This window comes from Streptomyces sp. NPDC038213, assembly GCF_055600495.1.
Genome location: NZ_JBVJYM010000002.1, coordinates 502,656 through 527,783, shown reverse-complemented (window position 1 = coordinate 527,783; position 25,128 = coordinate 502,656). Strand labels below are relative to the sequence as shown.

General features: G+C 72.8%; 19 protein-coding genes. 8 read left to right on the top strand and 11 right to left on the bottom strand.

All coding sequences use genetic code 11. The annotated features are described in order from the left end of the window. Positions 1-9: 9 nt before the first annotated feature. The 4 genes from ACZ7JZ_RS05070 to ACZ7JZ_RS05055 all read right to left on the bottom strand — a co-directional run bounded on the left by ACZ7JZ_RS05070 (position 10) and on the right by ACZ7JZ_RS05055 (position 4,258). Positions 10-822, bottom strand: a complete 813-nt coding sequence (locus ACZ7JZ_RS05070; protein WP_470933271.1) for a hypothetical protein — start codon at positions 820-822, stop codon at positions 10-12. Positions 823-856: 34 nt separating this feature from the next. Beyond that, a complete protein-coding gene (locus ACZ7JZ_RS05065) occupies positions 857-1,603 on the bottom strand; it encodes an ABC transporter permease (protein ID WP_470933418.1) in 747 nt (248 codons plus the stop codon). Positions 1,604-1,782: 179 nt separating this feature from the next. Further along, on the bottom strand, positions 1,783-2,841 hold the full coding sequence (locus ACZ7JZ_RS05060) for an ABC transporter ATP-binding protein (protein ID WP_470933270.1): 1,059 nt from the start codon (positions 2,839-2,841) through the stop codon (positions 1,783-1,785). 136 nt (positions 2,842-2,977) lie between these two features. Beyond that, positions 2,978-4,258, bottom strand: coding sequence for an NYN domain-containing protein (locus ACZ7JZ_RS05055; RefSeq protein WP_470933268.1), 1,281 nt, complete (start codon positions 4,256-4,258; stop codon positions 2,978-2,980). A gap of 232 nt (positions 4,259-4,490) precedes the next feature. On the opposite strand from ACZ7JZ_RS05055, the gene ACZ7JZ_RS05050 reads away from it, so the two are divergent. Beyond that, positions 4,491-4,658, top strand: a complete 168-nt coding sequence (locus ACZ7JZ_RS05050; RefSeq protein ID WP_470933266.1) for a hypothetical protein — start codon at positions 4,491-4,493, stop codon at positions 4,656-4,658. A 97-nt stretch (positions 4,659-4,755) separates the two neighbouring features. Here the strand turns inward: ACZ7JZ_RS05050 and dnaE are convergent, their stop codons facing one another. Next, positions 4,756-8,298 carry a DNA polymerase III subunit alpha gene (gene dnaE / locus ACZ7JZ_RS05045; RefSeq protein ID WP_470933264.1) on the bottom strand — a complete coding sequence of 1,181 codons (3,543 nt, stop codon included), beginning with the start codon at positions 8,296-8,298 and terminating at the stop codon, positions 4,756-4,758. 246 nt (positions 8,299-8,544) lie between these two features. On the opposite strand from dnaE, the gene ACZ7JZ_RS05040 reads away from it, so the two are divergent. The 5 genes from ACZ7JZ_RS05040 to ACZ7JZ_RS05020 all read left to right on the top strand — a co-directional run bounded on the left by ACZ7JZ_RS05040 (position 8,545) and on the right by ACZ7JZ_RS05020 (position 14,511). Continuing rightward, complete coding sequence (locus tag ACZ7JZ_RS05040) at positions 8,545-9,879, top strand: DUF2252 domain-containing protein (protein WP_470933262.1); 1,335 nt, start codon at positions 8,545-8,547, stop codon at positions 9,877-9,879. 128 nt (positions 9,880-10,007) lie between these two features. Further along, positions 10,008-10,715: a hypothetical protein gene (locus tag ACZ7JZ_RS05035; protein WP_470933260.1), complete on the top strand. Its 708-nt coding sequence runs from the start codon at positions 10,008-10,010 to the stop codon at positions 10,713-10,715. A gap of 49 nt (positions 10,716-10,764) precedes the next feature. Further along, on the top strand, positions 10,765-11,559 hold the full coding sequence (locus ACZ7JZ_RS05030) for a DsbA family protein (RefSeq protein ID WP_470933259.1): 795 nt from the start codon (positions 10,765-10,767) through the stop codon (positions 11,557-11,559). 108 nt (positions 11,560-11,667) lie between these two features. Beyond that, the gene (locus tag ACZ7JZ_RS05025; protein WP_470933257.1) at positions 11,668-13,335 is read left to right on the top strand and encodes an alkaline phosphatase D family protein; all 1,668 of its coding nucleotides are present in this window, start codon (positions 11,668-11,670) and stop codon (positions 13,333-13,335) included. 168 nt (positions 13,336-13,503) lie between these two features. Then, a complete protein-coding gene (locus ACZ7JZ_RS05020; RefSeq protein ID WP_470933255.1) occupies positions 13,504-14,511 on the top strand; it encodes a zinc metalloprotease in 1,008 nt (335 codons plus the stop codon). Between the two features lie 100 nt (positions 14,512-14,611). Here ACZ7JZ_RS05020 and ACZ7JZ_RS05015 read toward each other — a convergent pair whose 3' ends face one another. Beyond that, positions 14,612-15,184 carry a dienelactone hydrolase family protein gene (locus ACZ7JZ_RS05015; protein ID WP_470933253.1) on the bottom strand — a complete coding sequence of 191 codons (573 nt, stop codon included), beginning with the start codon at positions 15,182-15,184 and terminating at the stop codon, positions 14,612-14,614. Positions 15,185-15,263: 79 nt separating this feature from the next. Here ACZ7JZ_RS05015 and ACZ7JZ_RS05010 point away from each other — a divergent pair, with 79 nt between their 5' ends. After that, entirely contained in the window at positions 15,264-16,433 is a 1,170-nt protein-coding gene (locus tag ACZ7JZ_RS05010; RefSeq protein ID WP_470933251.1) for a mechanosensitive ion channel family protein, read from the top strand. Here the strand turns inward: ACZ7JZ_RS05010 and ACZ7JZ_RS05005 are convergent. The 5 genes from ACZ7JZ_RS05005 to ACZ7JZ_RS04985 form a co-directional block, all read right to left on the bottom strand. Continuing rightward, positions 16,414-18,003 carry a Na+/H+ antiporter gene (locus ACZ7JZ_RS05005; protein WP_470933250.1) on the bottom strand — a complete coding sequence of 530 codons (1,590 nt, stop codon included), beginning with the start codon at positions 18,001-18,003 and terminating at the stop codon, positions 16,414-16,416. The genes ACZ7JZ_RS05010 and ACZ7JZ_RS05005 overlap by 20 nt on opposite strands. An 83-nt stretch (positions 18,004-18,086) precedes the next feature. Further along, on the bottom strand, positions 18,087-18,548 hold the full coding sequence (locus ACZ7JZ_RS05000; protein ID WP_470933248.1) for a GNAT family N-acetyltransferase: 462 nt from the start codon (positions 18,546-18,548) through the stop codon (positions 18,087-18,089). Between the two features lie 4 nt (positions 18,549-18,552). Then, positions 18,553-19,494 carry an RluA family pseudouridine synthase gene (locus ACZ7JZ_RS04995; RefSeq protein WP_470933246.1) on the bottom strand — a complete coding sequence of 314 codons (942 nt, stop codon included), beginning with the start codon at positions 19,492-19,494 and terminating at the stop codon, positions 18,553-18,555. Between the two features lie 43 nt (positions 19,495-19,537). Beyond that, positions 19,538-20,095 (bottom strand): signal peptidase II, encoded by a 558-nt coding sequence (gene lspA / locus ACZ7JZ_RS04990; RefSeq protein ID WP_470933244.1) that lies wholly within the window; start codon positions 20,093-20,095, stop codon positions 19,538-19,540. 106 nt (positions 20,096-20,201) lie between these two features. Next, positions 20,202-21,119: a TraR/DksA family transcriptional regulator gene (locus ACZ7JZ_RS04985; protein WP_470933242.1), complete on the bottom strand. Its 918-nt coding sequence runs from the start codon at positions 21,117-21,119 to the stop codon at positions 20,202-20,204. A gap of 593 nt (positions 21,120-21,712) precedes the next feature. Between ACZ7JZ_RS04985 and ileS the strand changes: the two genes are divergently transcribed. Further along, positions 21,713-24,859 carry an isoleucine--tRNA ligase gene (gene ileS, locus ACZ7JZ_RS04980; RefSeq protein ID WP_470933240.1) on the top strand — a complete coding sequence of 1,049 codons (3,147 nt, stop codon included), beginning with the start codon at positions 21,713-21,715 and terminating at the stop codon, positions 24,857-24,859. The last annotated feature ends 269 nt before the right edge of the window (positions 24,860-25,128 follow it).

The following is a 25,128-nucleotide window of genomic DNA, read 5'->3' as shown; positions in this document are numbered from 1 at the left end:
AGCGGCGCCTCAGGGGGCCGGCGGCCGGTCCTGCGGGGCGGCGAACGGGTTCTGCGGGCCGCCGGCCGGGGGCCCGTACCCCTTCGGCGGGGTGTCGGCCCCGGGGTCCGCGGGGGCGGCGAACGGGTTCTGCCGGGCGTCGGACGGCGGGCCGTACGGGCCGGGGGCGCCGGGCGCGGCGGGCTCCCCGGAGCCGGGGACCGGCGGGTACGGCTGGTAGTACGCCGGCCAGCCCGGAAGCGGTTCGGCCTCGCGGGGGCCGAACATGCCCACCATCGCCAGGTGGGTGGCCAGCGCGGCCATCGGCCACACCAGCAGCACCCCGTGCGCCAGCAGCTGGAGCGGGGCGTCGAAGGGCACGCCCTTGCCCGCGGCCTTCGCCGCGGAGACCACGTCGCCGTCGGGGCCCAGCCACATGCCCAGCTGCCAGCCCAGCAGGGCGGCCATCAGGGAGCCGAGGGCCAGGCCGGCGACCACGGGGACCCCGCCCCTGCGGCGGGCCAGGAAGACCGTCAGCCCGCTGAGGACGCCGAGGCCCAGCGACAGGAGGAAGAAGACCCCGTCGGCGCCGATGCGGCCCTCGTTCTCGGTGTCCCGGAGGAACACCGCCTCGCCGTTGGACACGTACTGCACGCGCGGTGCCAGCCAGGCCCACAGCAGGCCCAGCAGCAGTCCGGAGAAGGCCACCGCCAGGGTGACCACGGCGCCGGCCTTGAGGTCCTCGGCCAGGGAGGGGCCGTCCGGTCCCGCGTCGGCCCCGGCGGCTGCCGGGTCGTGGGGGGAGCCGGGCGCGGCGGGCGGCGGGGAGAAGGCTTCGGTCACCCCCACATCGTGCCAGGTGGCGCGGGAGCCGGTGTCAGCGGACCGCCGCTCGGCGGTACGCCCACGTGGCGAGGGCCAGCGAGGCGGCGCCCACGCCCGCGCAGACGGCCAGGTCGGCGGCGACCGCGGCCCAGTCGGGGTGCGGGGCGAACGTACGGGCGAAGGCCTCGACCCCGTACGTGGACGGGAGCAGGTCGCGGGCCCAGACGATCAGGGCGGGCATCCGCTCGGGGGGCAGCACGCCCAGGAGCAGGGCCGCGGACATGCCGAGCTGGCCCGCGAGGGTGGCCAGCTCCTGGCGGGGGGCCAGCAGCCCGAGGGCCGCGCCGAGCCCCGCCAGGGCGGCCCCGGCCAGCGGGACCACTGCGGCGAGCACCCACAGGCCGCCCATGGGCAGGCCGAAGAGCACGCAGCCGAACACGGCGGTGACGAGGGTGCCGGGGACGGTGAAGGAGGCGTACGCGCCGGCCGCGCCGAGCACGACGGCGGCGGGCGGCACCGGCAGGGTGGCGTAGTGGTCCAGCCCCCCGGAGGCGCGGAGCTGGCCGAAGTACTGGGCGAGCAGGTTGAGGGCGACGAAGGCGACCACGAGCACCGAGGAGCCGGCGACCACGGCGCGGGCCTCGCTGCCCCCGTCGACCACCCCGCGCATCAGGACCATGATCCCGACGGACTGGAAGGTGGCGACGAACAGCAGGGGGATCCGGGCCACGCGGGCCCGGGAGAGCTGGGCCCGGTAGACCGCGGCCAGGGCGGGCAGCAGCCGCGCCCGGGGGGCCAGCTCGGCGGGGGCGGTCGCGGGTGCGGACGCCGGTGCGGATCCGGGCGCGGCGGCGGGGCCGGTGTCCGGGGCGGCCTGAGCGGCCGGGGAAGGCCGGTCCGCCGGCGCGGGGGCGGCTGCGGGGGCGGTGCGGTCCGGGGGGTCCGCCGCCGTCGCGGGATGCGGGTTGGTCGCGGTGCTCACGTCTTCACCAGGCCCTTCGTACGGCCGCCGAGCGCCAGGTAGACGTCCTCCAGGCTCGGGGTGGCCAGCGTGAAATCGTCGAGGGCGGCGAAGGCCGGGCCGCCGGTGATCGCGGCGACCGCGGCGCGGGCCTCGTCGGGTCCCATCCGCAGCACCCAGCGGCGGCCGGACTCGGTCGCGGCCGCCCGGAGCGCGGCGACCTCGGGCACGTCGAGCGGCGGGGCCCCGCGCCACACCAGCTCGACGCGGACCTCGCCGGCGACCCGGGCCCGCAGTCCGGCGGGCGTGTCGCAGGCGATGACGCGGCCGCGGTCGATGACGGCGACCCGGTCGAGGACGGTCTCGGCCTCGATGACGTTGTGGGTGACGAGGACGACGGTGGCGCCGTGCTCGGCGCGCCGCCGGTCCACGGCGCTCCAGACGGCCCGCCGCGCGACCGGGTCCATGCCGGTGGTCGGCTCGTCGAGGACGAGTACGGGCCGCTCGCCGACCAGCGCGGCGGCGAAGCAGGCGAGCCGGCGCTGGCCTCCGGAGAGCTTCTTCAGGGGGCGCCCGGCGATCGGTTCCAGACCCAGTTCGGCGAGGACGGCGTCGCGCTCGGCGCGGGCGGTCCGGGCGTCGAGCCCGCGCAGCCGGCCGGTGGTCTCGGCGGCCAGGGAGACGGTCAGCTCGTCGAGGGCCGTGGACTCCTGCCCGAGGTACGCGAGCAGGCGCGCAGCCCGCTCGGGGTGGCGCACCAGGTCGTGGCCGAGGAGTTCCACGGTGCCCGAGTCGGGGCGCATCAGCCCGGTCAGCTGGCGGACGAGGGTGGACTTGCCGGCGCCGTTGGGGCCGAGCAGTCCGAAGATCTCGCCGCGGCGGATCTCCAGGGAGATCCCGTCGGTGGCCCGTACCTCCGGCAGGGCCGGGGTGCCGCGGCCGCCGCGCAGCGGGGGGTAGGTCTTGACCAGGTCGCGCACCGTGCAGACGGCAGCGGAGGGCGCGGCGGCCCCCGCCCCGGGGGCCCGGTCGCCGTGTCCCGCGGCTTGTCCCGCCTGCGCTGTGCCCGTACTCACGAGGGAGCAGCCTACGTGGTTCGCGGCGGGGAGGGGCGCCGGGGGGCGGGGGACGCCGCTACTCCGCCCAGTCCGGGGACCGGGCTGGGCGGTGGAGGGGGTCCGGTCCGGGGACCGGGCCGGGCGGTGGAGGGGTCTACTCGGGCACCGGGGACGGGTGGGCGGCCGGGAGGGGGGCCGAGGCGGCGCGGACGTCGATCTCGCGCCAGAACCCGGCGCGGATGGCGTAGCGGTCGTGTTCGTCGATCTGGTCGTCCTTGTGGGCGAGCAGGCCGAAGCGGGCGGCGTAGCGGAGCAGCTCGCCGTCGATGCGGTGCGGGATGCGGGGGTAGAGGGTGGCGAGCTTCTGGAGGTGGACGGTCTCGGGGAGCCGTTCGAGCCAGCGGCGGGCGAAGACCTGGCCGACCTCGAAGGGGTCGCCGCCGACGGTGGTGATGTCCTCCTCGCGGTCGGCCCAGCGCTGCTCCGCGCTGGTGAGCTGGGCGAGGGTGGGCAGGGAGGCGGTCTCGGCGGGTTCGCCGAGGGGGCCGCCGCGCTCGATCCAGCCCTTGTCGGAGGACCAGCGCAGGGTGGCGGAGCCGCTGTGCGGGGGGCTCTGCGGGCCGGGGACGGGGGCGTGGGGGTGGGCGGGCGCCCGGAGGGCGGCGAGGTCCTTGGGGGTGGGGACGCCCTTGGTCCCGGCGGGGGCGGGCGCGGCGGGGGCGGCCGCTCCGGCGGGCCCGGCGGGCCCGGGGGCCGGGGTGGCGGGGGCGGTGCCGTTGCGGGCGGCCTCGGCGAGGGCGGCCTCGGGCAGCGGGGCGGAGAGGATGGCGTGGATCTCGGGGCGGGGGGCGGGGGGCGGGGCGCAGATCCCGGCGAGGTCCTTGGCGCGGACGGCCCGGGTGATCCAGGCGCGGTCGAGGACGCGCCGCTCGTCGGCTTCGGCGACGAGGTCCTCGGACTGGTTGTAGTCCCCGTCGGCGGCCTGGACGGCCCACAGGTGGACGGCGACCCCGTGCTCCTTGGCGGACATGAGTCCGGGCAGGAGGTCGCCGTCGCCGGTGACGAGGACCACGTCGGAGCAGGCGCGGTTTCTGGCCAGCTCGGTGAGCTCGGCGTGCATGGCGGCGTCGACGCCCTTCTGGGCCCAGCGGCCGTCGCTGCGGGTCAGGGCGCCGAGCCGGACGGTGACCCGGGGCATGACGCGCAGCCGGCGGTGTTCGGGCTGGGGCACCCGGTCGGGTGCGCCGTCGAACCAGTAGATGCGCAGGAGGGGCTGTTCGGTGTCGGCCTCGGCCCGTTCGCGCAGGCCCTGGATGAGGGCGGCGTGGTCGACGGTGATCCGGGAGCGCGAGGGCTCTCCGGCGAGGAGACTCGCGGCGGCGCCCAGCAGGTAGCCGGCATCCACCAGGACGACGCAGCGGTCCACGCGTTCCACCCACTTCCCCGGAGGTCCCCGGGAGGGACCCGGGTGATGGTTCGGTTTTCCCCGAGTCTGCCCGACGGCAAGGGCGTTGACGGCCGGAACTCGATCACCGGCGTGGCGGATCCCCAAGTTCCGCAGACGTTCCACCGATTACGCACGGTAATGATCCAAAATGCGCGGTGTGAGGGGGTATGTGAGTGTGAAGGCGGCCCTGGCCCCTACACCCTTCACAGGAGGCTTCACCATGGCCAAGAACAAGAACCGCCAGCAGCCCGCCAAGCAGCAGGTCCGTTCGTCCGCGTCGGACATGGCGAAGGGCTCGGCGGAGTCCTCGCCCGTCTCGGGCGGCGCGTCCCCCAGCCCCATGGACATGGCGCGCAAGGGCAAGCAGAAGAAGTTCGGCCACAACTGACGCCTCCGCCGGTACGCGGAAGGGCGCGCCCGGTCCCCCGGGCGCGCCCTTCTCGTCCGTACGGGCACCGGGTCCGACCCGGCTCCGCCCCCGCCGGCTACCCCGCCAGACAGGAGGGGCCGAGCAGCACCTTCAGGTCGCCGAAGAGGGCGGGGTCGGGCTGGACCCGGTGCCGGTCGAGGCGGAGCACGGTGGTGGTGCGGGGGCCCTGGAGCTTGATCCGGACCTCGGTGTTGCCCTTGTGGTGGCGCAGGATCTCACCCAGCCGGCTGACCATGGGCGGGGTGACCTTCACGGTGGGGATGGTCAGGACCACGGGGGCGTTGGTCCCGGCGGAGGACAGGTCGGGGACCATGATCTCCATCGCGACCAGGCGGGGCACGTCCTCCCGCTTGTCCAGGCGGCCCTTCACGAAGACCACGGTGTCCTCGACCAGCTGGGTGGAGACCAGCTGGTAGGTGGCCGGGAAGAACATGCACTCGATGGAGCCCGCCAGGTCCTCGACGGTGGCGATGGCCCAGGCGTTGCCCTGCTTGGTCATCTTGCGCTGGAGGCCGGAGATGATGCCGCCGATGGTGACCACGGCGCCGTCCCCGTGCTCTCCGCCGGTGAGCTGGGAGATCCCGGCGTCGGTCTTGTCGGAGAGCACGTGCTCCAGGCCGAAGAGCGGGTGGTCGGAGACGTAGAGGCCGAGCATCTCGCGCTCCTGGGCGAGCAGGTAGGACTTCTCCCACTCCAGGTCGGAGAACTCCACGTCGAGGCCGAAGCCCGGCTCGTCGCTGCCGCCCTCGTCGCCCATGCCGCCGAAGAGGTCGAACTGTCCCTCGGCCTCCTTGCGCTTGACCGCGACCACGTTGTCGATCATCGGCTCGTGCTGGGCGACCAGGCCCTTGCGGGTGTGGCCCATCTCGTCGAAGGCCCCGGACTTGATCAGGGACTCGACGGTCCGCTTGTTGCAGACCACGGCCTCGACCTTGTCGAGGAAGTCGGGGAAGGAGGAGTACTTCCCCTTGGCCTTGCGGGTCTTGATGATCGAGTCCACGACGTTCTGGCCCACGTTGCGCACGGCGGTGAGGCCGAAGAGGATCACGTCGTCGCCCTGGGCGGCGAAGTTCGACTCGGACTCGTTCACGTTCGGCGGGAGCACCTTGATGCCCATGCGCCGGCACTCGTTCAGGTAGATCGCGGACTTGTCCTTGTCGTCCTTGACCGAGGTGAGGAGTCCGGCCATGTACTCGGCCGGGTAGTTCGCCTTGAGGTACGCCGTCCAGTACGAGACCAGGCCGTAGGCGGCCGAGTGGGCCTTGTTGAAGGCGTAGCCGGCGAAGGGGACCAGCACGTCCCAGAGGGCCTTGATCGCGGCGTCGCTGAAGCCCTTCTTCTTGGCTCCGGCCTCGAAGATCACGAAGTTCTTGGCCAGCTCCTCGGGCTTCTTCTTGCCCATCACGCGGCGGAGGATGTCGGCCTCGCCGAGGGAGTACCCGGCGATGATCTGGGCGGCCTTCTGCACCTGCTCCTGGTACACGATGAGGCCGTAGGTGACGTCCAGGACCTCCCGGAGCGGCTCCTCCAGCTCCGGGTGGATCGGGGTGATCTCCTGCTGCTTGTTCTTGCGCAGCGCGTAGTTCGTGTGCGAGTTCATGCCCATCGGGCCCGGCCGGTACAGGGCGGACACGGCGGAGATGTCTTCGAAGTTGTCGGGCTTCATCAGGCGCAGCAGGGAGCGCATGGGCCCGCCGTCGAACTGGAACACGCCGAGGGTGTCGCCGCGGCCGAGCAGCTCGAAGGTCTTGGGGTCGTCGAGCGGGAGGGCCAGGAGGTCGATGTCGATCCCCTTGTTGGCCTTCACCATCTTGACGGCGTCGTCCATGATCGTGAGGTTGCGCAGGCCGAGGAAGTCCATCTTCAGCAGGCCGAGCGATTCGCAGCTCGGGTAGTCCCACTGGGTGATGGTCACGCCGTCGGTGTGCCGGACCCAGACCGGTACGTGGTCGGTGATCCGCTCGCTGGACATGATCACGCCGGCCGCGTGCACGCCCATCTGGCGGACCAGGCCCTCGACGCCGCGGGCGGTGTCGATGACCTTCTTCACGTCGGGCTCGTTCTCGTACATCGAGCGGATCTCGCCGGCCTCGCTGTAGCGGGGGTGCTGCGGGTCGAGGATGCCGGAGAGCGGGATGCCCTTGCCGAGGACGTCGGCGGGCATGGCCTTGGTGAGCCGGTCGCCCATGGCGTAGGGGTAGCCGAGGACGCGGGCGGAGTCCTTGATGGCGTTCTTGGCCTTGATGGTGCCGTACGTGCCGATCATGGCGACCTTGTCCTGGCCGTACTTCTCGGTCACGTACCTGATCACCTCGACGCGCCTGCGCTCGTCGAAGTCGATGTCGACGTCGGGCATGGAGATGCGCTCGGGGTTCAGGAACCGCTCGAAGATCAGGCCGTGCGGGATGGGGTCGAGGTCGGTGATGCCGAGGGCGTACGCGACGATCGAGCCGGCCGCGGAGCCGCGGCCGGGGCCCACCGCGATGCCCTGGTTCTTGGCCCACATGATGAAGTCGGCGACCACGAGGAAGTACCCCGGGAAGCCCATCGAGATGATGGTGTCCATCTCGTACTCGACCTGCTTCATGCGGTCCTCGGGGATCCCGCCGGGGAAGCGGCGGTGCATCCCCCTCATGGTCTCCTCGCGGAACCAGGTGATCTCGGTGTAGCCCTCCGGGATGTCGAACTTGGGCATGAGGTTCCGCTCCTGGAACATGCCCGTGATGTCGACCTGCTCGGCGACCAGCCGGGTGTTCGCGCAGCCCTCCTGCCAGGCGTCCGAGGAGTCGATGGCGTACATCTCCTCGGCCGACTTCAGGTAGTAGCCGGAGCCGTCGAAGCGGAAGCGGTCGGGGTCGGAGAGGTTCTTGCCGGTCTGGATGCACAGCAGGGCGTCGTGCGCCCCCGCCTCGTGCGCGTACGTGTAGTGGGAGTCGTTCGTCACCAGGGGCGGGATGCCGAGCTTCTTGCCGATCTCCAGCAGCCCGTCGCGGACCCGGCGCTCGATCTCGATGCCGTGGTCCATCAGCTCCAGGAAGTAGCGCCCCTCCCCGAAGATGTCCTTGTAGTCCGAGGCGGCCTGGACGGCCTCGTCGAACTGGCCCAGGCGCAGCCGGGTCTGCACCTCGCCCGAGGGGCAGCCGGTGGAGGCGATCAGGCCCTCCGACCACTGGGAGATGGTCTCCTTGTCCATCCGGGGCCACTTGGTGAGCCAGCCCTCGGCGTACGCGTCGGAGGACAGCCGGAAGAGGTTGTGCAGTCCGGTGTCGTTCGCCGCCCAGATGGTCTTGTGGGTGTAGCCGCCGGAGCCGGAGACGTCGTCGCGCTTCTGGTGCGGCTGGCCCCACTGGATGCGGCGCTTGTTGCGCCGGGACTCGGGGGCGACGTACGCCTCGATGCCGATGATCGGCGTGACCCCCGCCTTCTTCGCCGAGTGGAAGAAGTCGTAGGCCCCGTGGAGGTTGCCGTGGTCGGACATGGCGATGTGCGTCATGCCCATCTCGTTGCACGCGCTGAACATGTCCTTGAGCCGCGCAGCCCCGTCCAGCAGCGAGTACTGGGTGTGAACGTGCAGGTGCGTGAACGGCTTCTGTGACACGGCGCAGGACCTCCGGGAGCGGTCGCCGACGGGACGGGGGGACAGCGTCGAAGTCTACGTCGCGCCGGGGACAGAGCCGGGGCAGAAACCCTGCCGTGGGACCCGCTGGCGGAGTCCTGCGGCCGGGCACGCAACGGTACGGTCGGGCGTTGCACCCTAGGAGAACACCCGAACGACCCGGCACGACCGGTGTGACGCATGCCACCCGCGGCGCACCCGTCCCACCCGCACCAGGAGGCAGCGGCCATGGCGGTCCCCGAGACCACGACCGAGCAGCGCGCCGAGGAGATCCTCGACGTGTTCGACACCGCTTTCGGCGAGCTGCTGGCCGCCGACCCCGCGGCCTTCGAGGTCAAGTTCCGCAAGATGGCGGCCTCGGCCTTCGCCTTCTACCGGGGCACGGCCTGCCTGTTCTACGCCGACCTGGAGCGCGAGCAGCACGAGGGGCGGTACGTGGACGAGCGCACCGGCCGGGTCTGGATCCACGGCGACCTCCACGCCGAGAACTTCGGCACGTACATGGACTCCAACGGCCGCCTGGTCTTCAACGTGAACGACTTCGACGAGGCGTACGTCGGCCCCTTCACCTGGGACCTCAAGCGCTTCGCCGCCTCGATGGCCCTGCTCGGCTACACGAAGGCGCTCAGCGACGCCCAGATCGGCGACCTGGTGCGCACGTACGCGCACGCCTACCGGGAGCGGATCCACCGGCTGGCCGCCGGGGCCGGGACGGAGGAGGTGCCGAGCTTCACCCTGGAGACCGCGCAGGGGCCGCTGCTCGGCGCCCTGCGCGCGGCCCGCTCCCGGACCCGCTTCGCGCTCCTGGACTCGATGACGGAGATCCGCGACCACGAGCGCCGGTTCGCCTCCGGCGGCAGCGCGGTTGAGCTGGACGCGGCGACGCGCTACAAGGTCCTGGCGGCCTTCGACGGGTACCTGGAGACCCTGCCGGAGGAGAGCCTGGTGCGGCCGGACTCCTACCGGGTCAAGGACGTGGTGGGGCGGCGGGGCGTGGGCATCGGCTCGGCCGGGCTGCCCTCGTACAACATCCTGCTGGAGGGCCACAGCGACGCGCTGGAGAACGACGTGGTGATCTACGTCAAGCAGGCGCAGACCCCTGCGGTGTCGCGGCACGTGGCGGACCGGGCGGTGCGCGACTACTTCCTGCACGAGGGGCACCGCACGGTGATCTCGCAGCGCGCCCTCCAGGCGCACGCGGACCCGTGGCTGGGCTGGACCGAGCTGGACGGGGCCGGGCAGCTGGTCGCGGAGGTCTCCCCGTACGCGGTGGACCTGGACTGGTCGGACATCGACGACCCGGCGGAGATGGCGGCCGTGGTGGCCGACCTGGGGCGGGCCACGGCGGCGATGCACGCGGCGGCGGACGAGCACGGCAGCGGGCAGTCGCTGGTGCCGTTCTCCACGGAGCGGGCCATCGACGCGGCCATAGCGGCGGACGCGGACGGCGGCGAGGCCTTCGCGGAGCTGCTGGTGGAGTTCGCCCACGCGTACGGCGCCCGGGCGCGGGCCGACCACCAGATCTTCGTGGACCTGTTCCGCAACGGGCGGCTGGCGGTCTGAGCCCGCGGGGCCGCAGCGCCCGGCCGGGCCGCCGGGCCGGAGCGGGTACCCGGGGCGGCTCGTCCCGGTACGGGCGGTCCGGGCCGAAAATCCTCTCTTCACAGGTTCTCGTGGGACACTTCCCCGCGATGGAATTCAAGGGGACCCGGCTGAGGGCACTGCGGGCGGCGCTGTTCAGCGCCTTCGTCGTGCTGCTCTCGGCCGCGTCGCACGTGCTGGCCTCCGGGGCGGCCCTGCCCCCGGTCCTGGTCGGTGCGCTGGGCGCCGGGGTCTTCGGGCTCGCGTTCGCCCTGGCCGGGCGCGAGCGCGGGTTCTGGCGGATCGCCGGGCTGCTGGTGCCGCTGGAGCTGGCCGCGGACACGGTCTTCACCTCGGGCCAGCACGTCTGCTACGGGCCCGCCGGCGGGCCGGTCTCGGGACCGCTGCGGGCCGTCGGGCTCGACGTGCTGTGCGGCGGCACCCCGGTCGGCTCCGCGCTCGCCGGGGTGGGGGTGCCCGGGGTGCCCGGCCGCGCCCCCGGGGAGGCCGCCGCCCTGCTGGTCTCCCCCGATCCGCTGACCCCCTGGCTGCTGCTGGGCGTGCACGTCTCGGTGGGCCTGCTGGCCGCCTTCTGGCTGTGGCGCGGCGAGCGGGCCGTGGGCCGGCTGCTGGCCGCGGCCGGGACCCTGGCCTTCCGCCCGCTGGGCACGGCGCTGGCCGCCGTACGGCACCGGGGCCGGCCGGCGCCCGGCGGCCCCGCAGCGGCCCGGCGGTACGGGTCCGTGGCCCGTACCCGGTTCCCCGTGCACTCCGTGGGCCTGCGAGGGCCGCCCGTACCGGCGCCCACCGGCGCCTGAGCACGGCAGTCCACCCACAACCCTGACGCAGCACCCACGGAGATTCACCATGAGCAACCGCAACAGCAAGGCGAACAAGGACGCGGCCCGCGAGCGGATGCGCGCCGAGCGCGAGATCCAGGCCAAGAAGGACAAGACCCGCCGCCAGCTGATCGTGGCCGGTACGGCCGCCGCGGTCCTGGTGGTCGCGGGCGGCATCGGCTACGCCGTCGTCCAGAGCAACAAGCCCTCGGAGTGGGACGCGGCGGCCACCGCCCCCCTCACCGTCCCGAAGAACGCCTCCGGCGAGAAGGGCACCGAGGTCGTCATCGGCAAGCCGGCCGCCAAGAAGACCCTGGAGCTGTACGAGGACGCCCGCTGCCCCGTCTGCGCGACCTTCGAGCAGGCCAACGGCGAGCAGATCAAGAAGGACGTGGACGCGGGCAAGTACAAGCTCAAGTTCGTCGGCGCGACCTTCATCGACAACGGCGCCCCCGGCACCGGCTCCCGCAACGCCCTGAGCGCCCTCGGCGCGGCCCTGAACGAGGGCCCGGACGCCTTCCTCGCGTACAAGTCGGCGCTGTACTCGGCCGAGAACCACCCCGAGGAGAACAAGGACGAGTTCGCGAAGGACGCGTACCTGCTGAAGGTGGCGGACTCGGTGCCGGCGCTGAAGGGCAACGCGGCCTTCAAGAAGGCGGTCGAGGACGGCACGTACGACCGCTGGGCGGTCGAGATGTCGAAGGCCTTCGACAAGAGCGGGGTGCAGGGCACCCCGACGCTGAAGATGGACGGCAAGAAGATCGAGACCCCGCAGACCCCGCAGTCCTTCACGGAGGCGATCGACAAGGCCCTGAAGGGCTGACGCCGGGTCAAGACCGGGCAACGGGCGGGCGAACTCTGCGGGTTCGCCCGCCCGTTGTGTGTCGCAGGGGTGTCGGAGAGTGACTACCGCTCAGTAATATGATCATCCGTGACCAGTCTTCACTCCTCTTCTGCCGCAGCGCCGCGGCGCCGCACGGTCGTCAAGGCCGCTGCCGCCACCGCCGCGTTCGCTCCCTTCGCCGCGCAGGCCGCCGTGGGGACGGCGACCGCCCACGCGGCCGGGGCCGACGCCCCCGCCTTCCTCCACGGGGTCGCCTCCGGCGACCCGCTGCCCGACGGGGTCCTCCTGTGGACCCGCGTCACCCCGGTCCCCGCAGCCGTGCCCGGCTCCGGCCTGGGCCCCGACACCGAGGTGCACTGGGAGGTGGCCGAGGACCGGGCCTTCTCCCGGATCACCGCCCGCGGCACCACCACGGCCGCGGCCGCGGCCGACCACACCGTCAAGGCGGACGTGCGCGGCCTGCGCCCGGCCACCGCCTACTGGTTCCGCTTCACCGCCGGGGGCACCTCCTCCCCCGCGGGCCGCACCCGCACCGCGCCCGCCCACGACTCCGCGGCCACGGGGGTCCGCTTCGGCGTGGCGTCCTGCGCGAACTGGGAGTCGGGGCACTTCTCGGCCTACCGCCACCTGGCCGCCCGCACCGACCTCGACGCGGTCCTGCACCTGGGCGACTACATCTACGAGTACGGCAGCGGGTCCTACCCCGAGGCGAAGTACACCGTGCGCCCGCACGAGCCGCGGCACGAGATCACCACCCTCGCCGACTACCGCCTGCGCCACGCCACGTACAAGACGGACGCGGACCTCCAGGCGCTGCACGCCGCGCACCCGGTCATCGCCATCTGGGACGACCACGAGTTCGCGAACGACGCCTGGACCGGCGGGGCCGAGAACCACACCCCCGGCACCGAGGGCGACTGGGCGGCCCGCGCCGCGGCCGCCCGCCAGGCCTACTTCGAGTGGATGCCCGTACGCACCTCCACGGAGGGCACGGTCTACCGGCGGCTGCGCTTCGGCTCCCTGGCCGACCTGCACCTGCTGGACCTGCGCTCCTTCCGCTCCCCGCAGGCGAAGACGGGCAGCGGCTCGGTCGACGACCCGGAGCGCACCCTCACCGGGCGGGCGCAGCTGGACTGGCTGAAGGCGGGGCTGGCCGGCTCGGACGCGACCTGGAAGCTGGTCGGCACCTCGGTGATGATCTCGCCGCTGGCGTTCGGCTCCGTACCGGCGCACCTGCTGGGCCCGCTCGGCGAGCTGATGGGCCTGCCCGCGGGTGGACTGGCAGTCAACGTGGACCAGTGGGACGGCTACACGGACGACCGGAAGGAGCTGCTCGGCCACCTGACCCAGCGGAACGTGAAGAACACGGTCTTCCTCACCGGCGATATCCACATGTCCTTCGCGAACGAGGTCCCGGTGACCGCGGCGACCTACCCGCTGTCGCGGTCCGCCGCCACGGAGTTCGTGGTCACCTCGGTGAGTTCCGACAACATCGACGACATCCTGCACGTCGCCCCGCGCACCGTCTCGGTGGCCGCCGAGACGGCCGTCCGCGCGGCGAACCGGCACGTCAAGTGGGTGGAGATGGACTCGCACGGGTACGGGGTGCTCGATGTGACCGCCGAGCGCACGCAGATGGACTACTTCGTGGTGTCCGACAAGCGGCGGGCCGACGCGGGCACCTCGTGGTCGCGTTCGTACCGCACGCTGAACGGTACGCAGAAGGTCGAGCGGGTCCAGCAGCCGGTCCGCTGACGCACGCTCAAACTCTTACGGCGAGCAGGCCGCCCGGCTTATGATCCGGGCGGCCTGATCGTTTGTTGGCCGAAAGTTCTTGACTCCCGCCTGACATGCACACGTAAACTCCGCTGCCAGCGAGTGGATCACCACCCGCTGCCCCCCATGATTTTGCGAGGAGTTCACGTGCGCGCTCTCGCCCGCATATCCCCCACGCTCCGCCGCCGCGCCCTCGGTACCGCCGTCCTCGCGGGCACCCTGGCCTTCGGTTCCTTCTCCGCCCCGGTCACGGTCGCCGCCGCGCCGAAGACCGGCGCCGAGATCTGCATCGAGGAGGACACCCACGGCCACGAGGGTGCCGCCGCGGCCGCCCGCGTCGCCCGCCCCAAGGACGGCGCGCACGCCAAGGAGCCCAACGAGGTCACCGACGCCCAGGCCAAGGCCATGGACGCCGAGCTGAGGAACAAGCTCTCGAAGAAGGCGCAGACCCCCCGCAGCCTGCGCGCCGCCGAGGCCGTCACGACCATCCCGGTCTACTTCCACGTCATCCACTCCGGCACCGCCGGCAAGCTGACCTCGACCGACATCGGCAAGCAGATGGCCGTGCTGAACTCCGCCTTCGGCGGGGTCGGCACCGGCAACGTGAACACCAACTACCAGTTCTCGCTGGTCTCGACCGACTACACGGACAACGCCACCTGGTACAACCTGGCGTCCGGCTCCACGGCCGAGAAGAACATGAAGTCGACCCTGCGCAAGGGCGGCGCGGGCGCGCTGAACATCTACACCGCCAAGCTCTCGGGCGGGCTGCTCGGCTGGGCCACCTTCCCGAGCTCGTACAGCTCCAACCCGAGCATGGACGGCGTGGTCCTCCTCGACTCCTCGCTGCCGGGCGGCTCCTCCGCCAACTACAACGAGGGCGACACCGGCACCCACGAGGTCGGCCACTGGATGGGCCTCTACCACACCTTCCAGGGCGGCTGCAACGGGAACGGCGACTACGTCTCCGACACCCCGGCCGAGAAGAGCGCCGCGTACGAGTGCCCGGTGGGCCGCGACACCTGCGCCAGCAAGCCGGGTGCCGACCCCATCCGCAACTTCATGGACTACACGTACGACTCCTGCATGTACCAGTTCACCGCCGGCCAGGTGGCGCGCATGCAGAGCAACTGGACCGCGTACCGCGGCGCCTGAGCTGCCGGGCTCCTGAGCGCCTGAGCACGTGAGCGCCTGAGCACACGGAAGGGGCGCGGCCCGGCTGGTGCCGGACCGCGCCCCTTCCCGCCGTACCCGCTCAGAACGTGTCGAGGAAGCCCACCGCCGTCTTCCAGGCCTGCTCCGCGGCCTCCGCGTCGTAGTCCGGCAGGTCCGGGTCCGTGAACAGGTGGCCGGCGCCCGGGTAGCGGTGCACCTCCACGTCCGCCCCCGCCCGCTGCATCCGCAGGTACCAGGCCGTCAGCCAGTCGTGCGGTTCAAAGGGGTCCGGGTCGGCGATGTGCAGCTGCACCGGCAGCTCGTCGGGCAGCTGCGCCGCGTCCGCGATGTCCGCCGTACCGTGCAGGAGCAGCAATCCGCGCGCCCTGGCGTCGGCGAAGCACAGGTGCTGGGCCATCGCGGCTCCCAGAGACAGGCCCGCGTAGACGAGCCCGCGCTCGGAGTAGGGGGCGGCCGCGAGCACGGCCCGCCGCAGCAGCTCGTCCGTGCCCACCTCGTCCCGGTAGGCCATCCCGTCCTCGACGGTCTCGAAGGTGCGCCCCTCGTAGAGGTCCGGTACGTGCACCTCGTGCCCCGCCGCGCGCAGCCGGTCGGCCGCCGCGTGCACCGCGGGCCGCAGCCCGTACGCCGAGTGGAAAAGCATGATGTTCATGGCCCCATCGTGCCAGCACCGGCCCGCGGCGGTCGGCTACGGTCGCTGCGGAGGAGGCTCCTCCGAGGGAGGTCCGTCTGTGGAGAACGTCCTGCGCCCCCTGATCGTCGCCGCCGCCGTCCTGGCGCTGACCCTGATCGCCGGCGGCCTGCTCGACCTGCTGCTGCGCCGGGCCGACGCCCGGCACGGCGAAACCCCGCTGTGGGGACTGCTGCGCCGCTGCCGCGTCCCCTTCCAGCTGGTGCTCGCCACCGCCCTGCTGCTCGGCTTCCACGACCGGGCCGAGGTGCTCCGCGACCAGGAGGCGGGGGTCGAGCACGTCCTGTGGCTGGTCCTGATCGGGGCCGCGGCCTGGCTGCTCGTCCGCATCAGCACGGCCGCGGTCGACACCGCGTACGCCCGCTACGCCGCGGCCGCCGGCGAGGACAGCGCCCGGGTGCGCCGGGTCCGCACCCAGGTGACCCTGATCCGGCGGGTGGTGGCGGCGGCCGTCGGGGTGGTCGCCCTGTCGGCGATGCTGCTGACCTTCCCGCAGATGCGCACGGTCGGCGCCTCCGTGCTCGCCTCCGCCGGCATCCTCGGCATCGTCGCCGGCATCGCCGCCCAGTCCACCCTGGGCAACCTCTTCGCCGGGCTCCAGATCGCCTTCGGGGACACCGTGCGCATCGGCGACACGGTGGTGGTGGACGGGGAGTGGGGCCGGGTCGAGGAGATCACGCTGACCTTCCTCGTGGTGCGCACCTGGGACGAGCGCCGGATCACCATGCCCGTCTCGTACTTCACCGCCAAGCCGTACGAGAACTGGTCGCGCGGCGGGGCCGAGATGACGGGCACGGTCTTCCTGCACCTCGACCACAGCGCCCCGGTGGCCCTGCTGCGGGCCCGGCTCGACGCCGTGCTCCGCGAGTGCCCCGCATGGGACGGCCGCAAGAGCGGGCTGCTGGTCACCGACGCCACGCCGACCACGATCCAGGTGCGGGCGGTGGTCAGCGCGAAGGACGGCGACGACATCTGGACCCTGCGCTGCGAGGTCCGGGAGCGGCTGGTCGCCTGGCTGGTCGCGGAGCACCCGTACGCCCTCCCCCGGGTCACCACCGCCGAGGCCGTCCCGCGGCCGGGAACCGGCACGGACGGGCCCGCGGGCCCCGCAGGTCCCGGCGGCTCCGCAGGCCCCGCAGATCCCACGGGCCCCTCAGATCCCACTGACCCTTCAGGTCCCACGGACCCCGCTACGGCCGCAGGCTCCTGACGTCGAGGTGGCGCAGGACCCGGTCCACGATCTCCGGGTCGGCGCCGGGCTCGCTGCGGGCGGCCAGCACCTCGTGCCGGGCGGCGGACATCATCTCGCGCTGGATCCGCTGGAGGGAGCGCAGCCGCGCGCTGCGCTGCATCCAGGCCTCGCGCCGCTCCTCGTCGACCATCTCGGGGCTGATGCGCGCCCCCACGTCGTAGGCCCGGCGCTGGAGCTGTTCGAGCAGGTCCTCGGGGAGCTCCTCGACCTCGCCGATCTCCCTCAGGCGCCGTTTCGCGGCCTTGGCGGCGCGGATCGCGAGCTCCCGCTCGAAGGCCCGCTCGGCATCGGAGTCGGCGCGCACCCCCAGCAGCCGCACCACCCGGGGCAGGGTCAGCCCCTGCACCACGAGGGTGCCCATGACCACGGCGAAGGCGATGAAGACGATCACGTCCCGCTGGGGGAAGGGGGAGCCGTCGTCGGTGCTCAGGGGCAGGGCGAGGGCCAGGGCCACGGAGGCCACGCCCCGCATCCCGGACCACCACATGACGGTGCTCTCGCGCCAGCTCAGCGGGATCTCCTCGTCGACGTCCCGCCGGTCGTGCAGCTTCTTGGCCAGCCAGGCCGCGGGCAGCAGCCACACCAGGCGGACGCCGACCACGACCGCGAGCACGGCGGCGGCCCAGCCGACCATGTCCCAGACCCGCCCGGAGGCCGTGCCGAACACGGCGTGCAGTTCCAGGCCGATCAGCCCGAAGGCCACCCCGGTGACCAGGGTGTCCACGACCTCCCAGAAGGTGTGCCCGGCGAGTCGGCCGAGGACGTCGTCGGCGTCGTTGGCGTACTCGCCGAGGAAGAGGGCGGTGGTGAGGACGGCGAGCACCCCGGAGCCCTTGAACTCCTCGGCCAGGACGTAGGCCACGAAGGGCACGAGGAGGGTGAGCCCGATCTGCAGGGTGGCGTCCCCGAGCCGGTCCATCAGGCGGGCGGCGGCCCAGCCCAGGGCCAGCCCGACGGCCACGGCGACCACGGCGGAGAGCACGAACTCGCCGAGGGCCTCGGGCCAGGAGAAGGTGCCGCTGACCACCGCGGCCACGGCCACGTGGTAGAGCACGATGGCCGTGACGTCGTTGAAGAGCCCCTCGCCCTCCAGGATCGACACGAGCCGGCGGGGCAGCCCCAGGGAGCCCGCGACGGCGGTGGCGGCCACCGGGTCGGGCGGGGCCACGAGGGCGCCGAGGGCCAGGGCCGCGGCGATGGGCAGCCCCGGGACCAGGGCGTTCGCCACTCCGGCCACGGCCGCGGTGGTCACGAAGACCAGGGCCACGGCCAGCAGCAGGATGGGCCGCACGTTGGCGGCGAACTGCCGCCAGGAGGTCCGCTGCACGGAGGCGTACAGCAGCGGGGGCAGGACGAGCGGGAGGATGTACTCGGGCGGGATGTCGACGTTCGGCACCACGGGCACGAGCGCGAGGACCACGCCCCCGAGGGTCATCAGCACCGGCGCGGGAAGTCCGAGGCGGTCCCCGAGCGGGACCGTGACCACGGCTCCGAGCAGCAGGACGAACAGGAGGGCGAGCTGATCCACCCGCCCACCCTGCCATGCGGCCCCCGCCGCTCCGGGTCAGCGCGTCGGGCGTTTTGTCCCGGCTCTACGGTCTGTCGTACGCCCTACAGCGCGCGGCGCATCGCCCGGTGCGCGATGCCCGCGTCCGGGAACTCCGGCCCGTACGCCGTGTAGCCCAGCCGCTCGTAGAACCCGAGGGCGTGGGTCTGCGCGTGCAGGTCCACCGCGGTGAACCCGCGCCGGGCCGCCTCCGCCTCGATGGCCCTGACCAGGGCCGCGCCCACGCCGAGCCCCCGGGCCGCCTTGGCCACGGCGAGCCGGCCGAGGGAGCCGATGCCGGGCCCCTCGATCCCGTCGAGCAGCCGGCCGGTGCCCAGCGGGCTGCCGTCGGCGGCCACGGCGAGCACGTGGAGGGCGTCCGCGTCGTGGGCGTCGTACTCGATCTCCGCGGGGACGGACTGCTCCCCCACGAAGACCTCCTCGCGGACGGCGAAGCAGGCGGCGCGGTCCGCCTCGGACTCCGCGACACGGACCCCGTAGCCGCCGGCAGCGGCGGGCGCGGTCACCGGGTCACTCGCTCTCGGCGCGGATGACGTCGAGGGCGTGCTGCAGGTCGGCGGGGTACGAGCTCTCGAACTCGACCCACTGGCCGTCGGCCGGGTGCTCGAAGCCGAGGCGCACCGCGTGCAGCCACTGCCGGGTCAGTCCGAGGCGCTTGGCGATCGTGGGGTCGGCGCCGTAGGTCAGGTCGCCGACGCAGGGGTGGCGGTGCGCGGACATGTGCACGCGGATCTGGTGCGTGCGGCCCGTCTCCAGCTTGATGTCGAGCAGGGAGGCGGAGCGGAAGGCCTCGATGAGGTCGTAGTGCGTGACCGAGGCCTTGCCGTCCTGGATCACGGCCCACTTGTAGTCGTGGTTCGGGTGCCGGCCGATGGGGGCGTCGATCGTGCCGCTCATCGGGTCCGGGTGGCCCTGGACGAGGGTGTGGTAGCGCTTGTCGACGATCCGCTCGCGGAACTGCTGCTTCAGCGAGGTGTACGCGCGCTCCGACTTGGCGACGGCCATCAGGCCGGAGGTGCCGACGTCGAGGCGGTGCACGATGCCCTGGCGCTCGGCGGCCCCGGAGGTGGAGATCCGGTACCCGGCGGCAGCGAGCCCGCCGATCACGGTGGTGCCGGTCCAGCCGGGGCTCGGGTGCGCGGCCACGCCGACCGGCTTCATGATCACGACGATGTCCTCGTCGTCGTGGACGATCTCCATGCCCTCGACGGGCTCCGCGACGATCTCCACGGGTCGCGGCGGGGCGGGCATCTCGACCTCGAGCCAGGCACCGCCGTGCACCCGCTCGGACTTCCCGACGACGCTGCCGTCGACCGACACCTTGCCGGCGGCGGCCAGCTCGGCCGCCTTGGTGCGGGAGAACCCGAACATGCGGGAGATGGCGGCGTCGACGCGCTCGCCCTCCAGGCCATCGGGGACGGGCAGGGTGCGGACCTCGGGAATCGTACTCACCCGTCGAGTATGCCGGACTCGCGCACCGGCCCGTCCGCGGCGGTCAGTCCTTGTGGACGGTGCCGTCCGGGTCCAGGCCCCGGAAGGACAGGATCACGATCAGGATGCCGCCGCACACGATCGCGGAGTCCGCGAGGTTGAAGACGGCGAAGTGCGCGGGGGCGATGAAGTCGACCACGGCCCCGCGGAACACGCCCGGGGAGCGGAAGATCCGGTCGGTCAGATTGCCCAGCGCACCGCCGAGCAGCAGGCCCAGCGCGATGGCCCAGGGCAGGCTGTAGAGCTTGCGGGCCAGGCGCACGATGACCACGATCACGGTCGCCGCGATGATCGTGAAGAGGATGGTGAAGGCCTCGCCGAAGCCGAAGGCCGCGCCGGGGTTGCGCACCGCCTCGAACTTGAGCAGGTCGCCGATGATCTCGATGGGCGCCTCGTGCTCCAGCCTGGCGACCACGAGCATCTTGCTGCCGAGGTCGAGGAGGTACGCGACCACGGCGACCGCGAGCAGCGCCGCGATCCGGCGCCGGCCCCCGGGCTGCGCGGCCTCGGGACCGGCTTCCTCAACGCCTGGCGTATCGATGGTGCGCTCCGCCTCTGCCACGTGGATTCCCTCGACTCAAGTGCTCGACCCCACGAGAGTACGTCACGCCCCGCCGGACCCCCCTGGCGCAGGCCGGTCGGGGTCCGGCGGGACAGGCGTAGGCGTCCTAGTGGCGGCGCTCCTGCTTCTGCTTGCACTCCACGCACAGGGTGGCCCGGGGGAAGGCCTGCATCCGGGCCTTCCCGATGGGGTTGCCGCAGTTCTCGCAGACGCCGTACGTGCCGGTCTCCAGGCGCTCCAGGGCCCGCTCGGACTGCTCCAGCATGTCCCGGGCGATCGAGGCCAGGGAGAGCTCGTGCTCCCGCGTGATGTTCTTCGCCCCGGTGTCCGCCTGGTCGTCCCCGGCGCCGTCGCCCGAATCGCGCATCAGGCCGGTGATCGCCTCCTCGGAGGCGTGCAGCTCGGCGCGCAGCCGCAGGACCTCGCTCTCCAGCTCGGCCCGGGCGTCCGCGACCTCGTCCGGGGTCCACGGGTCCTCCCCCGGCCGGACGGCCAGCTCGCCGGGGGCGGCTGGGGCGGCGACGGCCGCGGCCTTGGGGAGGCCGCTGGTGGCGGCCTCCGCCGCCTTCCTGGCCGCCGCGGTCCCGGCCCTGCCCGTGCCCGTGCTCTTCTTGGCGGCCACTTCGGCTCCCGTCTGCTCGCCTCCGGCGGCCTCGGCCGCCCCGTCGGCCGCGGTCTTCCGCGCGGCCGTCTTCTTCGCCGCACCCCGGCCGGCGGCCTGCGCCGTCTTCACGGCCGGTGTCCCCGCTGCCTTCCCGGCTGTCTTCACAGCCGTCTTCACGGCCGTTTTCGACTTCACGGCCGTTTTCGCAGCCGTCTTCACGGCCGTTTTCGAGGCCGTCTTCACGGCCGTTTTCGAGGCCGTCTTCACGGCCGCGGTCTTCCGGGCCGGCGCCTTCTTCGCCGCCGCGGTCCCGGCCGCGGCCGTGCTCTTCCCGCCCGCGGCTCCCCCGGCCCTCCCGGCGCCCGCACGGGCGGAATCCGTGGACGCCGTCTTCTTCGCGGCGGTCTTCTTCGCCACCATGGCCGCGGCCCCTTCACATATCGTGATCTTGCACGCGAGTCGTGCTGGGACGATAAATCGACTCGGACGCCGCGGCAACGGCTCGCGCCGCCACCGGGACCCGCCCCGGCTCCCGTCGGCCCGGACCTGCCTGCCTTGTGCCCAGCTCGCCGCCCGGTAATCCGCCCCGGCGGATCGGGCGGCGCCCGGTCCGGCGCGTCCGGCCGTCCGTGGGACCCCCGCCCCGCTCCCGCGCCCCCGCGACCGCCATAGCGCCCGCCCCCCGTAATCCGGTCTGCCGACCCGTCCCGCGGCCCGTACACTGGGCCCAGCGAAAGGCATGGATGGGGACGAGTAGCGTCGGACGCAGCCAGGAGCGACCCGGGGACGGTGCGAGCCCGGGGGCGAGCGCGATGCGAAGGATCACCCCGGAGCCGCCGGAAGAAAGCCCGCAGGCACCCCCTCGGGCGAGTAGAACCGGCTCGCGCCCCTAATGAGGGGGCCGCCGGCGCGCAGGTGCGCGTCCCGGGGGCCAAGGAGGGTGGTACCGCGGGAGCCCAGGCCCTCGTCCCTCCGGTCGGAGACCCAGCCCGCCGGAGGAAGAGTTCAGCCTCATGACCACACCGCCGCAGTACCGTCCGGTACCCGCCCAGGTCGACCTGCCCGCCCTCGAGCACGCCGTGCTGGAGTTCTGGCAGGAGCACGAGACCTTCGCGAAGACCCTGGAGCAGTCCGAGGGCCGCCCCGAGTGGGTCTTCTACGAGGGCCCGCCCACCGCCAACGGAATGCCCGGTGCGCACCACATCGAGGCCCGCGTCTTCAAGGACGTCTTCCCCCGCTTCCGCACCATGCGCGGCTACCACGTGGCCCGCAAGGCCGGCTGGGACTGCCACGGCCTGCCCGTCGAGCTCGCCGTCGAGAAGGAGCTCGGGTTCAACGGCAAGCAGGACATCGAGGCGTACGGCATCGCCGAGTTCAACGCCAAGTGCCGCGAGTCCGTGACCCGCCACACCGACGCCTTCGCCGAGCTCACCACCCGCATGGGCTACTGGGTGGACCTGGACGACGCGTACCGGACCATGGACCCGGAGTACGTGGAGTCGGTCTGGTGGTCCCTGAAGGAGATCTTCAACAAGGGCCTGCTGGTCCAGGACCACCGCGTGGCCCCCTGGTGCCCCCGCTGCGGCACCGGCCTGTCCGACCACGAGCTCGCGCAGGGCTACGAGACGGTCGTCGACCCCTCCGTGTACGTGCGCTTCCCGCTGTCCTCCGGCCCGCTCGCCGGCGAGGCCGCGCTGCTGGTGTGGACGACGACCCCGTGGACCCTGGTGTCCAACACCGCGGTCGCCGCGCACCCGGACGTGGCCTACGTCGTCGCCACCAACGGCGAGGAGAAGGTCGTCGTCGCCGAGCCGCTGGTCGAGAAGGCCCTCGGCGAGGGCTGGGAGACCACCGGGCAGTCGTTCACGGGCAAGGAGATGGAGCGCTGGTCGTACGAGCGCCCGTTCTCCCTCGTCGAGTTCCCCGCCGAGGCGCACTACGTCGTCAACGCCGAGTACGTCACCACCGAGGACGGTACCGGTCTGGTCCACCAGGCCCCGGCCTTCGGCGCCGACGACCTCGCGGTCTGCCGCGCGTACGGCCTGCCCGTCGTGAACCCGGTCCGCCCCGACGGCACCTTCGAGGAGGAGGTCCCGCTGGTCGGCGGGGTGTTCTTCAAGAAGGCCGACGAGCAGCTGACCGCCGACCTCGACGCCCGCGGCCTGCTCTTCCGCCACATCTCCTACGAGCACAGCTACCCGCACTGCTGGCGCTGCCACACCGCGCTGCTGTACTACGCCCAGCCGTCCTGGTACATCCGCACCACCGCCGTCAAGGACGCGATGCTGCGGGAGAACGAGAAGACGAACTGGTTCCCGGAGTCGGTCAAGCAGGGCCGCTTCGGCGACTGGCTGAACAACAACATCGACTGGGCCCTGTCCCGCAACCGCTACTGGGGCACCCCGCTGCCCATCTGGCGCTGCGAGGAGGACCACCTCACCTGCGTCGGCTCCCGCGCCGAGCTCTCCGAGCTGTCCGGCCGGGACCACGCGGACCTCGACCCGCACCGCCCGTACATCGACGACGTGACCTTCACCTGCACCGCCGAGGGCTGCTCCCTCGAAGCGGTGCGCGTGCCGGAGGTCATCGACGCCTGGTACGACTCGGGTTCGATGCCGTTCGCGCAGTGGGGCTACCCGTACAAGAACAAGGAGGTCTTCGAGAAGCGCTACCCGGCGCAGTTCATCTCGGAGGCCATCGACCAGACCCGCGGCTGGTTCTACACGCTGATGGCCGTCGGCACCCTGGTCTTCGACAAGTCCTCCTACGAGAACGTGGTCTGCCTGGGCCACATCCTCGCCGAGGACGGCCGCAAGATGTCCAAGCACCTGGGCAACATCCTCCAGCCCATCCCGCTGATGGACCAGCACGGGGCCGACGCGGTCCGCTGGTTCATGGCGGCCGGCGGCTCCCCGTGGGCGGCGCGCCGCGTCGGCCACGGCACCATCCAGGAAGTGGTCCGCAAGACCCTCCTGACGTACTGGAACACCGTGGCCTTCCAGGCCCTGTACGCCCGTACCTCGCAGTGGGCCCCCTCGGCCGCCGACCCGGCCCCGGCCGAGCGCACCGTTCTCGACCGCTGGCTGCTCTCCGAGCTGAACGCGCTCGTCGGCGAGGTCACCGAGGCCATGGAGGCCTACGACACCCAGCGGGCCGGCAAGCTGCTGTCCGCCTTCGTCGACGACCTGTCGAACTGGTACGTGCGCCGCTCCCGCCGCCGCTTCTGGCAGGGCGACAAGGCGGCGCTGCGCACGCTGCACGAGGTGGTCGAGACGGTCACCCGGCTGCTGGCCCCGCTGACCCCGTTCATCACCGAGCGGGTCTGGCAGGACATGGTGGTCCCGGTCACGCCGGACGCCCCCGAGTCGGTGCACCTGTCGACCTGGCCGGCGGCGGACGCGGCGGCCGTGGACACCGAGCTGTCCCAGCAGATGGCGCTGGTCCGCCGGCTGGTCGAACTGGGCCGCGCCACGCGCGCGGAGTCCGGGGTCAAGACCCGCCAGCCGCTGTCCCGGGCCCTGGTCGGGGCGGCCGGGTTCGACGCCCTGTCGCCGGAGCTCCAGGCCCAGATCACGGAGGAGCTGAACGTCTCCTCCCTGGCCTCCCTCTCGGAGGTCGGCGGCTCGCTGGTCGACACGACGGCGAAGGCGAACTTCCGGGCGCTGGGCAAGCGCTTCGGCAAGGGCGTGCAGGACGTGGCCAAGGCCGTGGCCGCCGCCGACGCCGCGGCCCTGTCGCAGGCGCTGCGGACCGGCGAGGCCGTGGTCACGGTGAACGGCGAGGAGGTGGCCCTCTCCCCCGAGGAGGTCATCATCACGGAGACCCCGCGCGAGGGCTGGTCCGTGGCCTCCGAGTCGGGTGCGACGGTCGCCCTCGACCTGGAGATCACCCCCGGGCTGCGGCTCGCCGGGCTCGCCCGGGACGCGATCCGCCTGATCCAGGAGGCCCGGAAGAACTCCGGCCTGGACGTCGCCGACCGGATCGCCCTGCGGTGGTCCTCCGCGGACCCGGAGGTCGTGACGGCCCTCACGGACCATGCGGCGCTGATCGCGGACGAGGTGCTGGCCACGGACTTCGCGGCCGGTGCGGCGGACGGTTCGTACGGGGCCCCGTTCACGGACGAGCCCCTGTCCCTGACCTTCGCCCTCCGCAAGGCCTGACCCTCCCCGGGGCCCCGCCCCACCCCGAACGGCGCCCTCCGGGGCGCCGTTCCCTTTTCCCGGGGCTCCGCCCCGGACCCCGCGCCTCAAACTCCCCCAGACTTCGTCCGGGGGGACCCCCTGGCGGGGCTGGATTTTGCCGCCGCGCAGGGCTGATGATTTTGCGCAGCACAATCCAGCCCGCGCGGCGATTGAGCGCACCGTGCGCGCAGCGCACGGAACCGGGGTCCGGGGCGGAGCCCCGGTTTCGGGAAGGGGCGGGGTGGGGA